General features: G+C 75.1%; 13 protein-coding genes. 6 read left to right on the top strand and 7 right to left on the bottom strand.

From position 1 onward, the window contains the following. Positions 1-58: 58 nt before the first annotated feature. The 5 genes from AB0G84_RS08405 to AB0G84_RS08385 all read right to left on the bottom strand — a co-directional run bounded on the left by AB0G84_RS08405 (position 59) and on the right by AB0G84_RS08385 (position 3,560). Positions 59-661 (bottom strand): hypothetical protein, encoded by a 603-nt coding sequence (locus AB0G84_RS08405; RefSeq protein WP_361317341.1) that lies wholly within the window; start codon positions 659-661, stop codon positions 59-61. A gap of 142 nt (positions 662-803) precedes the next feature. Then, positions 804-1,235: an ATP-binding protein gene (locus AB0G84_RS08400; RefSeq protein WP_361317837.1), complete on the bottom strand. Its 432-nt coding sequence runs from the start codon at positions 1,233-1,235 to the stop codon at positions 804-806. After that, positions 1,232-2,050, bottom strand: a complete 819-nt coding sequence (locus AB0G84_RS08395) for an MEDS domain-containing protein (RefSeq protein ID WP_361317339.1) — start codon at positions 2,048-2,050, stop codon at positions 1,232-1,234. Before AB0G84_RS08395 ends, AB0G84_RS08400 begins: the two co-directional genes overlap by 4 nt. 148 nt (positions 2,051-2,198) lie before the next feature. Further along, positions 2,199-3,023: an MOSC N-terminal beta barrel domain-containing protein gene (locus AB0G84_RS08390; protein ID WP_361317336.1), complete on the bottom strand. Its 825-nt coding sequence runs from the start codon at positions 3,021-3,023 to the stop codon at positions 2,199-2,201. Between the two features lie 78 nt (positions 3,024-3,101). Further along, a complete protein-coding gene (locus AB0G84_RS08385) occupies positions 3,102-3,560 on the bottom strand; it encodes a DUF6643 family protein (RefSeq protein ID WP_361317334.1) in 459 nt (152 codons plus the stop codon). A 269-nt stretch (positions 3,561-3,829) separates the two neighbouring features. On the opposite strand from AB0G84_RS08385, the gene AB0G84_RS08380 reads away from it, so the two are divergent. After that, complete coding sequence (locus tag AB0G84_RS08380) at positions 3,830-5,242, top strand: TerD family protein (RefSeq protein ID WP_361317331.1); 1,413 nt, start codon at positions 3,830-3,832, stop codon at positions 5,240-5,242. A 22-nt stretch (positions 5,243-5,264) separates the two neighbouring features. Here the strand turns inward: AB0G84_RS08380 and AB0G84_RS08375 are convergent, their stop codons facing one another. Continuing rightward, on the bottom strand, positions 5,265-6,413 hold the full coding sequence (locus tag AB0G84_RS08375; protein ID WP_361317835.1) for a glycosyltransferase: 1,149 nt from the start codon (positions 6,411-6,413) through the stop codon (positions 5,265-5,267). 121 nt (positions 6,414-6,534) lie between these two features. Between AB0G84_RS08375 and AB0G84_RS08370 the strand changes: the two genes are divergently transcribed. The 3 genes from AB0G84_RS08370 (at position 6,535) to AB0G84_RS08360 (ending at position 8,766) form a co-directional block, all read left to right on the top strand. Then, entirely contained in the window at positions 6,535-7,335 is an 801-nt protein-coding gene (locus AB0G84_RS08370; RefSeq protein WP_361317328.1) for an aspartate/glutamate racemase family protein, read from the top strand. Positions 7,336-7,396: 61 nt separating this feature from the next. After that, on the top strand, positions 7,397-8,014 hold the full coding sequence (locus AB0G84_RS08365) for a hypothetical protein (protein ID WP_361317326.1): 618 nt from the start codon (positions 7,397-7,399) through the stop codon (positions 8,012-8,014). Positions 8,015-8,268: 254 nt separating this feature from the next. Then, entirely contained in the window at positions 8,269-8,766 is a 498-nt protein-coding gene (locus tag AB0G84_RS08360) for an NUDIX domain-containing protein (protein ID WP_361317323.1), read from the top strand. Positions 8,767-8,825: 59 nt separating this feature from the next. On the opposite strand, the gene AB0G84_RS08355 is transcribed toward AB0G84_RS08360, so the two are convergent. Further along, positions 8,826-9,389: a hypothetical protein gene (locus tag AB0G84_RS08355; protein ID WP_361317320.1), complete on the bottom strand. Its 564-nt coding sequence runs from the start codon at positions 9,387-9,389 to the stop codon at positions 8,826-8,828. A gap of 447 nt (positions 9,390-9,836) precedes the next feature. Here AB0G84_RS08355 and AB0G84_RS08350 point away from each other — a divergent pair, with 447 nt between their 5' ends. Both AB0G84_RS08350 and AB0G84_RS08345 read left to right on the top strand, forming a co-directional pair. After that, positions 9,837-10,664 carry a 3-hydroxybutyrate dehydrogenase gene (locus AB0G84_RS08350; protein ID WP_361317833.1) on the top strand — a complete coding sequence of 276 codons (828 nt, stop codon included), beginning with the start codon at positions 9,837-9,839 and terminating at the stop codon, positions 10,662-10,664. Between the two features lie 82 nt (positions 10,665-10,746). Then, entirely contained in the window at positions 10,747-12,732 is a 1,986-nt protein-coding gene (locus AB0G84_RS08345; protein WP_361317831.1) for a helix-turn-helix domain-containing protein, read from the top strand. The last annotated feature ends 74 nt before the right edge of the window (positions 12,733-12,806 follow it).

Below are 12,806 nucleotides of genomic sequence, written 5' to 3'. Positions count from 1 at the left end.
CCCGGCGCGTCGCAGTTGACACGGTCAGAGCCTGGTCGGCCGCGGGCGGCCGGACCGGTCAACTCCCCGCGTCGGCCCGGCCCCAGTCCTGGCCCGCGCGCTCCCATTCCCGGTCCCAGCGGCGGTAGCGACGCGCCATCAACTGCCCGACGGCCAGCCGCCGCCCGCCCTCGATGAGACCGCCGACCGCGGCCGCGGTGCCCAGGCCGGCGAGCACCGCATGGGTGCCGGCCGTGCTGGTGTCCATCGGGCGGGGCATCACCCGCCCCTGGAAGTCCGTCCAGATGCGGAACCGCTCACCGGGCTCCACCGGCCGGGGCGTCGAGATCTGCCCGAGGTGCGGGCTGCCGTTCGCCGCCGTCCAACGGGCCACGACGCGGCGGTGCGCATCGCGCTGCGACGAGGTCTCCGGATCGGGGTCCAGCGGGGCCCGGGACACCAGCCGGTCGACGGTCACCCACACCAGGTGCCGCTGCTGGTGCTGGAGCCGTACGGTCTGCAGCAGCGCGCCGTGCGCCGCCCGGCCGGCGAACCAACCCGCCCACGGAGCCCCGAAGACGATCATGAGGGCGGCGGCCAGCGCGAGCCAGGCCTCGATCCGGTCGGTCCGGCGCTGCAGCGGACTGCGCCGCCAGCGCCATACGCCTGTCATCGCTCGCATCGTCGCCCCTCTCGGTGTGTCCGTGAATACCGCATCCGGGGGGCTTGAGGCGAGGGTTCTGCCAAGAGAGAGCAACATCACCCGGTACGGGGAGCGGCTTTCGGACTAACGGAAGGGGCTGCGGCGGGGCCGGCGCCCGTGGTCAGCGCAGCCGGACCGCCACCGTCACCACGGCACCGGTCGCCCCCGGTGCCGCACCGGAGACCGCGAACCGGTCCGCCACCAGGCGCGCCAGCCACAGCCCGCGGCCTTTGGGCGCACCGTCCAGGCCCGGCAGTAACTCGGGGATCACCGTCTCGCTGAACCCGGGGCCGGCATCGCTGATCCGGCACTCCAACTCGTCGCCCACCCGGCGCAGCACCAGCCGGCCCGAGCCGCCCGCGTGCTCCACGGCGTTGCCCGCGATCTCGTCCACGGCCAGCACGAACTCGCCCCGCCGGGGCTCGCACAGGCCCTCGCGGGCGGCGCACTCCTCGACCAGCAGCCGCAGCTGGGGCAGCAGCCGGGCGGTGAAGCGCCGCTGCAGCAGCCGGCGGCCCGGCTCCTCGGCCGGGCCCGCGGGTTCCGGGATCACCACGGACCCACCACCTCCGTCAACGCCAGCGACGGCACCGACCCGCCGCCCAGCCGTCGCAGCATCCGGCGCTGTCCGCGGTCGCAGCGGACCTGGATCAGCTCATGGCCCGCGGCCCCGTTAGCCAGCGTGAGCAGACCGACCGCGCAGCCCACCGACAGGAAGTGCAGCCGGGTCAGATCCACCGTCAGCCGCCGGGCCGCCGCGGTGTGGGCCAGCGCGAGTCGGAGGGCGCGGGTGAACTCCTCCTGATTGGCGGCGTCCGCCTCGCCGATGAAGCGCAGCACGCCGTCCCCGTCGCGCACCGTGCGCAGACCGCCCAGGCCCTCCAGCAGGGTGCGCGGATGCGCCCGTTCCATCGCGTCGATCACCGTGCGGTTGAAACGGCGCCGGTCGTAGGCGCAGATCTCGGTGTACGGCCGGTCGGTGAACAGCTCCTCCGCGCCCGTCTCACGGTGCATCATCACCTCGACCTCGGCGCCCAGCGCGGCCACCCAGCCCATGTCGATGAACGCGCGCAGGCCCGCGTACCCCTCGGCCGTCGCCCGGTCCGTCTCCGCGGACAGCCAACCCATCTGCCGCGCCGCGGTGAACTCCGGGTCCGGTGCGATCACCTCACGCATGCTGCTCACCACCAACTGGCCGCGCTCGCGCGCCGCGACGGTGCTGGCGCTGGGGAAGTCGAGCCTGGCCAGTACCTCCTGGGCGGGGACCCCCGGGCAGGGCAGCACCAGGACCTTCTCGCCCCGAGCCAGCCCCAGCCGTACGAAGGCCGTGATGACCTCCCAGCGCACCTCGTCGTTCCCGTAACTCACAAACGCGTGGTCCCCGGGCCGCAGATGCTGGACAGGAAGGAGACGGCCACCGCTCCCGGTGCCCTTCGCAGGCGTCGCCACGCAGCCCCTGTCTCCCGTCGCCGTCACCCGTCGGAGGTGCCGGGCGGCCGCCACGGCCGGCCGGTCGTCAGTCGAGTATCTCGAACGGGTCGCCGATACGGATCGTGCCGACCCCGCGAGGTATCAGATTCTGGCCGAAGACCAGCCGGTCGCCGAAGCGGCGGTGGCGGGCCAGGGTGCGCAGCGGCTCCTTGCCGCGCTGGGCGGTGTGCTGGTCGGTGGTGGTCACGACGCAGCGTGCGCTGGGCTTCGCCACCTGGAACACCACCTCGCCGATCCGGACCCGCCGCCAGTCGTCCTCCGCCCACGGGGCCGTGCCGTCCACCACCACATTGGGCCGGAAACGGTTCATCGGCAGCGGGCCCTCATCGGCGTGGTCGCCCTGTGCGATGAGGGAATTGAGTGCGTCCAGCGACGAGGTCGTGGTCAGCAGCAGCGGGAAGGCGTCGGCGAAGCTGACCGTGTCACCCGGCTCGGAGTGCTCCGGGTCGACCGGACGGCGCTTCTCCGGGGCGTCCAGATGCACCAGCCGGCACGCCAGCCCCAGATAGCCGCTGAACCACTCGGCCGCCGCCCGGCCCGCGGGCACCGCCTCGACCGTGTCCTTCCAGGCCTCCACCGGGACGGTTCCACCGCCCTCGGGCACCCCGACCGTCAGCGCCGGCATCCCGGGCGCGGTCAGCCGGATGCCACCGCCGGGCAGCTCCTCGGCACGCGCCAACGCCAGTGCGGGCTGCGGCCGTTGGGTGATCTGCCGGCCTTCGGTGTCGACCAGCAGCCACCGTCGGTCCCCGGCGAGCCCCCACGGCTCCACGACCGCCTCGCCGGGTTCGGACCCCGCAATGGATTTGACCGGATAGAGGTGGATCGAGCGGAGTGCAGGCGTGGACATGTGGTCCATCCTGCCAGCCACCTCGGACAATTGCCCGGCCGCCCGCTTCGGTACCCGCTCGGTCGGTTCGGTGCCCGCTCAGTACCCCCGCGGGTACTGCCGGCCGTACGGATCGTCGTACGGCGCGGCCGGTCGGGGCGCGACCGGGGCGGCGGGGCGCATGGCCTCGTACCCCGTGCCCATGCCCGCGGCCGGACGCTGGGGTTGCTGCTGCGGGGGCTGGTAGCCGCCGCGCCCGCCGGCCTGCTGCGGGATGTACGGGGCCGGGGTGTGCTGCAGCGGGGTGACCGGCTGCGCGGCGGCACCCGGATACCCCTGCCCCGGTGCGGGCTGGGAGGGAGCGGCCGGCAGCGCCGGCAGCGCCGAGGGCAGCGCCGGCAGATAGGACGAACCCGTGTCGTAAGGGGAGGGGTTCACCCGGATCGGGGCGATCTGCGGTGTGCCGCGCTCGGCGACGAGGCTGTCGTAGATCGGGGTGTCCGGGAAGGAGGGCGAAGCGTAGTAGCCGCCGCCGTAGGTAGAGCGGGGGGAGGTCATGCCTCATAAGTTAAGCCCACGATGTGTCGATTGGGGAGCCTGGAAAGCGTTTGTTTTGCGTGATCGGAGTGGTCGCGGATCCCCAATGCGAGCGAACACGGGAAAATCGGTCGTGATCACCCGTAGGAATCAGGTAAAGACCTCGCTTCTCCCCGATGAACGGGGGGCGTTCGGCGCGCACCGGGCCCAGTAGGTTGGAAGGGCCATCGCCACAGGTGTCACCACGGGCGGGGCACGGCAGGACACGGCGGAGAGGGGAAGGCGCAGCGATGTCGATGCTCAAGGGCAGCAACGTCCCGGTCCCGGTGCCGGCAGTCCGCGTGGAGCTGGGCTGGCAGCCCGCCCCGGGGACGCCGGACGTGGATGCCTCGGCGCTGCTGCTGGTGTCCGGAAAGGTCCGCGACGACGCCGACTTCGTCTTCTACAACCAGCCCGCGCACGCCTCTGGCGCCGTACGGCACGAGGGCAAGCGCCCCGTCGGCGGCGGGATGACCGACTGCCTCACCGTCGCCCTGGACGCGGTCGAGCCGGCCGTCGAGACGGTGGTGCTCGCCGCCTCCGCGGACGGCGGCTCGTTCGGCAGCGTCCCGGCGTTGTACATCCGGGTGCTGGACGCCGCCGGTGGCGCCGAGGTCGCGCGCTTCGACAGCCGGGACGCCACCACCGAGAGCGCCTTTGTGCTCGGCGAGTTCTACCGCCGCCAGGGCGCCTGGAAGTTCCGCGCGGTCGGCCAGGGCTACGACACCGGGCTCGCCGGCCTCGCCACGGACTTCGGCATCAGCGTCGAGGAGCCCGCGGCAGGCGTCGAGGAGCCCGTCGCGCCCCCGGCCGGGCCGCCGGCGCCCCCTTCGGTGGCGCCCGTGCCCCCTCCCGCGCCGTCTCCCATGGCGCCCACGCCCCCGGTCGCGCCGCCTCCTGCGCCGCCCGCGCCCCCGTTGCCGATGGGGCAACCGGTGGCGTCAACCCCGCCCCCGCCGGGGCGGTTCGCGCCGGCCCCCGCGCCCCCTCCCGTTCGTCTGACGAAAGTCACCCTCACGAAGGAGGCCCCCGCCGTCTCGTTGACGAAGCAGGGTGGGACCTCCGGGGCGATGCGGGTGAACCTCAACTGGAGCGGACCCGGCGCCGGAAAGCGGTTGACCAAGACGCTCGGCCGCAAGGCGATGCAGGCCATGGGCGCCCGCGGCGCGCTGCTGCCCGCGTCCGGCGAGCTGGACCTCGACCTGTGCGCGCTCTGGGAGCTCACCGACGGCGCCGCCGGCGTGGTCCACCCGCTGGGCAACAACTTCGGCTCCCTGCACGCCCCGCCGTACATCCAGCTCGACGGCGACGACCGCACCGGAGCGGTCGCCTCCGGCGAGAACCTCACCATCAACCTCGACCACCAGGCGCACATCAAGCGCATCCTGATCTTCGTCACCGTCTACGCGGGCGCCCGTAGCTTCGCCGGCCTCGACGCCACGGTCACGCTCCAGCCGCAGCACGGCGCCCCGGTCGACTTCTCACTCGACGCCTGCACGGTGCCCTCCACCGTTTGCGCACTGGCCCTGATCACCCGCAACGGCAGCGAGCTGGTCGTGCAGCGCGAGGCCCGGTACCTGGTCCCCGAGCCCGGCGTCAGCCCGCAGCGCACCGTCGACCACGCCTACGGCTGGGGTCTGAACTGGTCGCCCGCCAGCAAGTGACGGCACAGGCCGGGGGACCGGCTCAGGGCGCCCGGTACGTCCGGCCCTTCCAGGCCGCACCGCGCCCCCGGTAGTGCTGTACCGCCGAGTCCACCGTCATCAGCAGGTACAGCAGCGCAGTGAACGGCAGCAGCGGCGCCGCCCACGCCGGCTGCCCGTAGTAGCGCAGCATCGGCAGGTACGTCCCGCACATCACCGCCCAGGCCGCACCGCCCAACACCGCGGCCACGGGATCCCCGGCGGCTGCCCCCGCCACCAGCGCGACGGGCGGCGCCAGGTAGACGAGTGCGAGACCGAGGACCGTGCCGAGCAGCAGCAGCGGTTGGTGCCGCAGCTGGGCGTACGCGCTGCGCGAGACCATCCGCCACAGCTCGGCCGGCCGCCGGTACGGCCGTACGCTGTCGACCCGGTCCGCCAGCCCCAGCCAGATCGTGCCGCCGGACCGCTGGACCGCCCGTGCCAGCGTCACATCGTCGATCACCGCGTGCGCGATCGCCTCCGGGACGCCCGCCCGCTCCGCGGCCTCCCGGCGCAGCAGCACACAGCCGCCGGCCGCCGCCGCGGTCCGCGCGCCGGGGCGGTTGACCCGGCGGAACGGGTAGAGCTGCCCGAAGAAGTACACGAACGCCGGCACGATCAGCCGTTCCCAGGGCGTCACCGTCCGCAGCCGCGCCATCTGCGACACCAGGTCGAGGTCCGCTGACCGGGCCGCCGCCACCAACTCCCGCAGGCTGTCCGCCTCGTGGGCGATGTCCGCGTCGGTCAGCAGCAGGTACTCCGGCGCGATCCGCTCCCGGGCCAGCGCCATCCCGTGCCGCACCGCCCACAGCTTCCCGGTCCACCCCGGCCCGGGCTCGCCGGGCGAGGACACCGTCAGCGGCAGCCCGCCCCGGGCGGCGGCCAGTTCGCGGGCGAGCGCGCCGGTCCCGTCGGTACTGCCGTCGTCGACCAGGAACACCTCCGCCCGGCCCGGGTACTTCTGCCCGAGCAGCGACGGCAGGCTCACCGGCAGCACCGCTGCCTCGTCCCGCGCCGGGACCACCACCGCCACCGACGGCCAGCGCTCCGGATCCCGGCGGGTCGGCAGCCGCACATCGGTCCGCCAGAAGAAGCCCTGCCCCAGCAGCAGCCACGCCCAGGCCAGCAGCGACCCGGCACCGATCCACTCCATCGCTCCCACGGCCGCAGTCTGCCGCACCGGAAGCCGGCCGGCCCGCCGCAACGTCCCAAGGGCGCCCGCCCGGCCCCGCCCGGTATGACAAGCCCTGCGGCCGGGCCGGTAGAGTGTCCGGGTGAAGATCGCGTTGATGGACTCCGGAGCCGGGCTGCTTGCGGCGGCCGCCGCCGTGCGGCGCCTGCGGCCGGACGCCGATCTCGTCCTCTCCTCCGACCCCGACGGCATGCCCTGGGGACCGCGTACCTCCGACGACGTCACCGAGCACGCGCTGGCCGTGGCCCGCGCTGCCGCGGCACACCGCCCCGACGCGCTGATCGTCGCCTGCAACACCGCGTCGGTCCACGCACTGCCCGCGCTCCGCGCCGAGCTGGAGCCGGCCGTCCCGGTCATCGGCACCGTCCCGGCCATCAAGCCGGCCGCGGCCGGCGGTGGCCCGGTCGCCATCTGGGCCACCCCCGCCACGACCGGCAGCCCCTACCAGCGGGACCTGATCGCACGCTTCGCGGACGGCGTGGACGTCACCGGCGTGCCCTGTCCGGGGCTGGCCGACGCCGTGGAGAACGCCGACGAGGCCGCCATCGACGCCGCCGTCGCGGCCGCCGCGGCGCGCACCCCGCGCGAGGTACGCGCCGTCGTCCTGGGCTGCACCCACTACGAGCTGGTGGCCGAGCGGATCCGCGCCGCGGTCCAGCAGCCGGGCGCCCCGGCCCTCGTGCTGTACGGCTCCGCCGAGGCCGTCGCGGCCCAGGCGCTGCGCCGGGCCGGCACCGAGCCGGCGCCCGCGGCCGCCCCGACCGGCGCGGTCCGCGTCCTGCTCAGCGGGCGGCCGGGCGGACTGCCGGCCGCGGCGCTCGCCTACGCAGAGGGTCGGCTGCTGGCCGGCCGTACCGACACCGCGGGCGCGCTGCGCGGCTGAGCGGCGCAACGGCCCGTCCGACGCACTGCCGTAGCGTGCGAAGGCGCGTACGCTGCGTCTCATGAGGGACCACCCCCACGAGGGGGCAGCAGCCCCCGACGACCACGGCAGCAGCGACGGCGGCGGTCGCACGGCCGCCCGCGCGGGCGGCTCCCACGCGGAGATCCCCGACGTCTGGCAGGGCAGTGCCACCAACCGCGTCCAGTGGCTGCTGGCCGCGGTGGGCGCGGCCTGTCTGGCGCTGGGCATCGAGCTGGCCGTCGACAGCAGCTGGACCTCGGGCCTGGCACCGCTGGTGATGGCGGTGGTCGGCTGTGTCGCGGCCGGTCTGCTGGTGCTCTTCGGCACGCTCGCCTTCGTCCATGTCGCGGTACGGGTCGACCAGGACTGCCTGGAGGTGCGGTGCGGCCACATGGGGGTACCGCGCCGCCGGATCCCCCTCGACACAGTCGTCGCCGCCGACTTCGCGCCCCAGGTCACCCCCCGCCACTGGGGCGGCTGGGGCTACCGGTGGCGGCCCGAGCAGGGCACGGCCGTGGTGGTACGGCGCGGTGAGGGCCTGGTGCTGAGCCTCGGCGACGGGCGGACCTTCACCATCACGGTGGACGACGCCGAGGACGCGGTCCGCGAGATCCGCCGCATGCTGCGGCTGCGCAAGGGCTCCCCGGCCGGCGCCTGAAGGACGTCGGGGCGCGGAACGGGCCCACGGGCGCCGGGCGGTGCGTGTGGGCCCGGGAATTCCACCGGCCCTGGTCCGCGCCCCGGGCCTGACCCGCGCACCCGGCTCTGACCCGCGCACCCGGCTCTGATCCGCGCCCCGGCCCTGATCCGCGCTCCGGGACCGGTCCGTGTCCCTGTGCCGGTCCGCGTCCCCCCGGCAGGGGAATTCCCGGGCCCTACGGGACCGGGGCCCCGGTCCCGTAGGGTCGGGACATGGCAACCCCCGACTTCATCCGTGAGCTCCGCAAGTCCATCGGTCGGCAGCTGCTGTGGCTGCCCGGCGTGACCGCGGTCGTCTTCGACGACCGGGGCCGGGTCCTGCTGGGGCAGCGGGCCGACTCCGGCGAGTGGTCGGTGATCGGCGGCATCCCCGAGCCCGGTGAGCAGCCGGCCGAGACCGCGGTCCGCGAGGTCTTCGAGGAGACCGCGGTGCGGGCGGTGGCCGAGGAGGTGGTCCTCATCGAGACCATGCCGCCCACGCACTACCCCAACGGCGACGTCTGCCAGTTCATGGACGTGACGCTGCGCTGCCGCGCGGTCGGCGGCGAGGCGCGGGTCAACGACGACGAGTCGCTGGCCGTGGGGTGGTTCGCCCTGGACGACCTGCCGGAGGTCAACGAGTACGCGCTGAGCCGCATCAAGCGGGCGCTGGAGGGCGCCCCGACGTGGTTCCACGGCAAGGGGGAGGAGCCGGAGGCCGGGCAGCCCTGAGCGCTGCCGGCTCGGGCGGGTCAACCTGGCTCGGGCGGGTCACCCGGTCCGGAGACCGGTCACAGCTCCTCCGTCGACGGCTCGTCCAACGGGCCGGACGGCTCACCGGGGAGCGTGGGCAGCTGGGACTCGCCGGGAGCGCTCGGACCGCCGGGTTCCTCGGATCCGGGGCCGGAGTCCGACCCGGACGGCTCCTCGGTGTGCATCTCCCGCCGGTCCTTGTGACAGCTGGTGATCCAGGTGCCGGTGGGGCCGCTCTCGTACTGGCAGAGCCAGCCACGGACGGTCAGCGTGCCCCGGTCGTCACTGGCCTCCCGCGGTGCGCGCAGGAAGAACTCCGACATCACGTTCCGGGCCTCCGCGCAGCCCACCGTGCCGCCGGCGTCTGGATCCGCGAACAGCGTGACGTCCCCCTTCTCGCCCAGCGCGTCCTTGAGCACACCGCACTTCACCGGCTGGCCCGGTACGGGGGGCGCGGCGGTGCCGGGACCGGAACGCTGCGGGCCCGGACCGCTCCCGCCGGACGACGCCCCGGCCGATGCCGCCCCGCCCTCGTCCGCCTCGCCACAGCCCGCGGCGGCCAGGGCGAGCAGCACAGTCGGCACGGTGATCAGCCTCCGCATGGCGGACTCCCTCGGGGCGGCGGTGCGCGGGCGGCACGCTGCGTCGTACGACGTTAGGGGGCCCGCGGCGGGGTGGCGATGCACCGCGGGCCGTTCGGGTGGGGCGGGCGCGGCGCGGCGCGGTCCGGAGCGGAGCCGGAGTGGCCCGGACTCCGGGCGGGCGGCGAGGGACGGGCGGTGAGGGACAGCGGCGGTGACGAACGGAGCGTGATGGGCGGGGCGTGATGGGCGGGGCCGCGACGTACGGGGGCAACGTACGGGCGGTCGCGTACGGGCCCCGGGCGGCGACGGAGGGGCCGCGACGTACGGAGGGCGACGCCTGGGACCGTCGCGAACGGGCCCGGGGCGCGCACGGCCCGTGCCCGTTCGCCATACCCGGGCCGCGAAGTGTGGGGTCGTGGCACATCGGTGCACGGAGCGGTGGCTGCCTAGGGTGCGGACATGACCATGATCGGCGCCCACGGAACCCCCGACTCCCCAGGAACCCCGGGCACCCCCGGACCGGTGGCCCTGGACCTCACCGGCCGCACCGCCCTCGTCACCGGCGCGGCCGGCGGCATCGGCCGTGCCTGCGCCCTGCGGCTGGCCGCGGCCGGCGCCACCGTGCGCGCGGTCGACCGGGACGCGCCCGGCCTCGCCGCCCTGGCCGCCGCCGCGTTCCCCGGCGGTGGCCACGGCACCATCGAGCCCCGGGTCCTCGACCTCACCGACCTGGACGCCGCCGAACAGGTCGCGGCCGGCACCGACGTCCTGGTCAACAATGCCGGCATCCAACTCGTCCGCCCCATTGAGACCTTCCCGCCCGACGTCTTCCACCAGGTGCTGACCGTCATGCTGGAGGCGCCCTTCCGGCTGCTGCGCGGGGCCCTGCCGCACATGTACGCCCAGAACTGGGGCCGCGTCGTCAACATCTCATCGGTGCACGGTCTGCGGGCGTCGCCCTTCAAGTCCGCCTATGTCGCCGCCAAGCACGGCCTGGAGGGCCTGTCGAAGACCGCGGCCCTGGAGGGCGCCCCGCACGGCGTCACCAGCAACTGCATCAACCCCGGCTATGTGCGGACGCCCCTGGTCGAGCGGCAGATCACCGACCAGGCCGCGGTACACGGCATCCCCGAGGAGCGGGTCCTGGCCGACATCCTGCTGGCCGACTCCGCGCTGAAGCGGCTGCTGGAACCGGAGGAGGTCGCCGAGGCCGTCGCCTACCTCTGCACCGCGCAGGCGTCGTTCGTCACCGGCGCCTCGCTGGCCCTCGACGGGGGCTGGACCGCGCACTGAGCGCCCGTGGGACGGTGCGCGGTCCCCGGGGACGGCGGCCGGGGCTGGCGCGCGCCGGCGACCCGAAGGTATGCCTGTGACCATGCCCGATCACCAGCAGCCGCCCGTGCCCGGTTCCGAGCCCGGCCCCGCGCCCGCAGCGGCGTGCGCCGACGACCCGGCCGAGGCCCCCTTCCTGGACCTGCTGGCAGGCGGGGCCGCCGCCGAGGAGTACGACCGCCCGCTGCTCAGCGCCCGCGCCGACGGGGCGTCCGCCGGTCGGCTCGCCGCGCTGGAGCGGGCCAGGCTGCTCGCGCTGCGGGTCCGTACCGAGTTGGAGGACCGGCGGCGCCGCGAGGCCGAACTGTCCGCCCTCTACGCCACCGCGCACGACCTGGCCGGACTGCGCGACCTGGATGCCGTACTGCGGGCGATCGTGCGCCGGGCCCGGTCTCTGCTGGGCACCGAGGTCGCCTACCTCACCCTCCACGACCCGGCCGCCGGCGACACCTGGATGCGGGTCACCGACGGCTCGGTCTCGGCGCGCTTCCAGCAGCTGCGGCTGGGCATGGGGGAGGGGCTGGGCGGCCTGGTCGCCCAGACCGCCCGCCCGTACGTCACCGACAACTACCTGCACGACGAGCGGTTCCGGCACACCCGCACCATCGACTCGGGCGTCCGGGACGAGGGGCTGGTCGCCATCCTGGGGGTGCCGCTGCTGCTCGGCAGCGGCGTCATCGGTGTGCTCTTCGCCGCCGACCGGCGCGAACGGGTCTTCGAGCCGGGGCAGATCGCGCTGCTCGCCGCACATGCGGCGCACGCCGCGGTGGCCATCGACACCGCCAACCTGCTCGCCGAGACCCGGAAGACGCTCACCGAGCTGGCGACCGCCAACGAGATCATCCGCGACCGCAGCGCGGTCATCGAGCGGGCCTCGGGCATCCACGACCGGCTGACCGAGCTGGTGCTGCGCGGCGGCGGGGTCCAGGACGTCGTCCGTGCGGTCGCCGAAGTGCTCGACGGCGCGGTGGAGTTCGCCGAGCCCGGGCAGCTGCCGGCCGCCGCCCTGGACCGCTCGCGCGCCGGTGGCCGCGCGGTACCCGACGGTGACACCTGGGTCGCGGTGGTCCGGGCCGGCGGCGAGGACCTCGGCGCCCTGGTCCTGCGCGGCCACCCCGCGCTGGACCCGGTCGACCAGCGGACGCTGGAGCGGGCCGCCATGGTCACCTCCCTGCTCCTGCTGGCCCGCCGGACCGCCGGCGAGGCCGAACAGCGGGTGCGCGGCGAGCTGTTGGACGACCTGCTGGACGCCGCCGCCCGCGACCCCCGGCTGCTCGGTGAACGCGCCGCCCGGGTCGGCGCCGACCTGGACGTACCGCATGTGGTGCTGGCCGCGCGGATGGCCGGTCCGCGGATACCCGGCTGCGACGGTCCGCCCCGCCCCGACGGCACCGACCGCCGCCGGCTGTGGTCGGCGGCCTGCCACCTCGCCGCGACCCGCCACGGTCTGGCCGCCGTACGGGACGGCGGGGCCGTCCTGCTGCTGCCGCTGGCCCCGGGCGACGACCCGGCGCACACCGCCCGGGAGGTCGCCGCCCGCCTCGGCTCCGCCCTCCACGTCCCGGTCACCGTCGGCGCCTCAGCCCCGGTCCCGTCCCCCGCCGCCCGGCCCGCCGCGGTCGCCGAGGCGTACGCGGAGGCCCGGCGCTGCCGCGAGGCGCTCTGCGCGCTGGGCCGTGCCGGACAGGGTGCGGCCGCCGCCGACTTCGGCTTCCTGGGGCTGCTGCTGTCCGACACCCGCGACGTCGACGGCTTCGTCCACCGCACCCTCGGCGCGGTCGCCGACTACGACGCCCGTCGCGGCACCGAGCTGGTGCGCACCCTCGCCGCGTACTTCGCCTGCGGGATGAGCCCGGCCCGCACCAAGGACGCGCTGCACGTCCATGTGAACACCGTCGCCCAGCGCCTGGAGCGGGTGGGCCGGCTGCTGGGACCCGACTGGCAGAGCCCGGCCCGCGCCCTGGAGATCCAGCTGGCGCTGCGATTGCACCAGCTCGCAGCGGCCGTCGCGGGCGATACGGAGGAGTAACGGGCCGGTGCTCCGGGTGCGTACCGCGGCCTGCTGCGCCAGCGTGGTCTCGGAGCTTTCGCTCCCTACCTACG

The organism is Streptomyces sp. NPDC020742, assembly GCF_040641675.1.
Lineage (GTDB): Bacteria > Actinomycetota > Actinomycetes > Streptomycetales > Streptomycetaceae > Streptomyces.
This window is presented reverse-complemented; position numbering and strand designations above follow the sequence as displayed.